At 74.6% G+C, this 2,375-nt stretch carries 3 protein-coding genes; all 3 read right to left on the bottom strand.

What is annotated here, in order from left to right; translation table 11 throughout:
- On the bottom strand, window positions 1-1,285 hold a 1,285-nt coding region (locus Q0L15_RS19460), incomplete at its 3' end, for an SDR family oxidoreductase (RefSeq protein ID WP_296606224.1).
- A gap of 69 nt (window positions 1,286-1,354) precedes the next feature.
- Entirely contained in the window at window positions 1,355-2,044 is a 690-nt protein-coding gene (locus Q0L15_RS19455) for a DNA alkylation repair protein (RefSeq protein ID WP_296606222.1), read from the bottom strand.
- Between the two features lie 59 nt (window positions 2,045-2,103).
- Window positions 2,104-2,375, bottom strand: a 272-nt coding sequence (locus Q0L15_RS19450; RefSeq protein WP_296606221.1) for a hypothetical protein, incomplete at its 5' end; no start/stop codon positions are given.

The following is a 2,375-nucleotide window of genomic DNA, read 5'->3' as shown; positions in this document are numbered from 1 at the left end:
GCCGCAGGAACTGCAGCCGACGGCCCTGCTGGTCGAGCTTGCGCGCCAGGTCGCGGGCCCGGTCGCTGCGCGGCGTCCGGCCCACGACGTAGTCGGCGACCCGGTAGGCCCGCTCGCTGGTGGTCAGCAGCCGCTCGACGGCCTGGGCGCCGGGGAACCGCCAGTCGGGCAGGCGCGCAGCCCCCCGGTCACCGGCCGCGAACGGGTGCTCGTCGAAGTAGGCCCGCACGTCCGCGTAGAGCTGGCGGAACGTGAGCGGGTTGCGGTCTCCCGAGGAGACGTGGAAGTACGCCGGTGCGCCGGCCTCCGGCGGGTTGGCGAGGACCGCGACGATCGCGGCGACCACGTGGTCGACCGGGACGATGTCGACGATCGTGTCGGCGGCCGCGGGGAACTCCGGCAGCTCGCCGCGGCCGTAGGCCAGGATCAGCGGCTCGGCCATCTTGAAGCCCTCGATCCAGCCCGGGTGGGGGGTGAGGAGGGCGGACTCGATGATGCTGGGCCGCACGATCGAGACCCGCGCGGTGGCGGCGTGCGCCTCGACGACCCGCTCCCCCAGCGCCTTGGTGAACGTGTAGCAGTCGGTCCAGCCGAGGCTGCGCGCCCGCTCGGTGCCGACCCGGACAAGCTCGGTCTTGACCCACTCCTTGCGGGCGGCCTCGGTCGCGCTCGCCGCGGTGAGCATCCCGGCCCGGCTGTGCGCCTTCTCGGCCCTGCGGCGCTCCCGCTCGAGCACGAACGCGCTGCGGCTCTGGTGCTCGATCTGGCGCCGCTGGCTCAGGCCCCACGCGAGCTCGGCCTCGAGGTCGACGTCGTGGTCGACCGGCCCCTCGGGGATCGAGCCGCGCCGGCGGCCCGCGACGTACGCCGTCGAGATGTGGACGTAGTGGACGTCCCCGCCGGTCTCGCGGATGCGCTCGAGCAGGTCGCGCGTGCCGAGCACGTTCGTGCGGAACCCCTCGTCCACCGGCGGGTCGAAGGACACGTCGCCGGCGCAATGCACGACCGCGTCGAGGTCCGCCGGCAGCGCGGGCACGTCGGAGAGGTCGCCGGAGACGACCTCGACCCGGCCGGCGGCACCGTCGAGGCCGGCGAAGATCGGCTTGGCGAGCAGCGCCCGGGTGCGAGCCTCCGCGGTCGTCGATCCTTTCGGGCGGACCAGCACGCTGACCCGCGCGTCCGGCACCTCGCGCAGCAGGAGGTGCAGGAGCGCTTCCCCCACGAACCCCGTCACGCCCGTGAGCAGGACGTGCTGTCCCGAGAGCCGATCGGCCACCGATGCCATCGTCACCCGAGGGATTGTGCCACCGCGCCGATGTTGCGTGCGTCACAGGTCCACGCGCTGGGTCCCGGCTCAGAGATGCTTCGTCGCCTCACGTCGCGACAGCGCGGGCAGCCGGTCACCCAGGCGGTCGACCTCGGCACGGACCCACGCCGGGTCGGTGCGCGCGCGGTCGCGCAGCGCCCAGCCGATCGCCTTGCGCAGCCAGAAGGACCCGTCGTCGAGGTTGGCCTCGACGACGTGCCGCAGCAGGTCCGCGTCGACCTGGTCGCGGGCGCCGACCTGGCAGAGCACGGCCGTACGCCGCAACCACAGGTGCTCGTCGCCGGCCCAGGCCCGCACCACCGGCTCCACGGCGGCCCGGTCCGCCCGGAGCGCCACGCTCACGAGGTGCACGGCCACCACGTCGACGACGTCCCACCAGGCCCCGGTGACCACGAGGTGCCGGGACAGCTCCAGCGAGCCGGCGTCGAGCCAGGGCCGTGCCCTCCGGTGCCGCGCGACCGCCAGCGCGGCGTACCACTCCTCCCGGTGGGTCGCCCCATCCCACAGCGCGCGGACGGTCGCCTCCCAGGCAGCCCGGTCGCCCGGGTCCCAGGCACTCAGCAGCGGCCGCAGCAGCGCCGTCAGTTCCGATGAGGAGATGCCCCGGTAGGGCATCTCGGACTTCATGTAGCGCTGCTGGTCCGCGGCCCGCTCGGGGTCCCCGGCGGCCGCGAGGGCCGTCCGGATCCCAGCGACGAGCTCGGCGTCGGGTCCCACGGGCCTCAGGCTAGGACCCTGCTGACCAAGACGGGCGCACGCGAGCGGCGTCCGGTGGGTCAGGGCCAGGAGCGAGTGGCTCCGGCGCGCACCAGCAGCTCGGCGACCTCGCGGGTCTGCCAGGGCTTGGCGGCCGTCGACCCCCAGCCGCGGAGGGCGGCGAGTGCCGCCTCGGCAAGCAGGTCGGCGTTCATCGTCACCGACCGGATCTCGGCGACCGCCTGGTCGACCGGGATCCCGAGGTGCACGAGGCGTTGGGCGCAGCCGTGCAGCCGCGCGACCGTCACCCGCAGTGCGTCGGCGTCGGGCTCGATCCGGTCCTCGAGCGGCA

This window comes from Nocardioides sp. (assembly GCF_024509035.1).
Lineage (GTDB): Bacteria > Actinomycetota > Actinomycetes > Propionibacteriales > Nocardioidaceae > Nocardioides.
The sequence above is the reverse complement of the archived record's forward strand: the minus strand, read 5'-3'. Positions and strand labels throughout refer to the sequence as shown.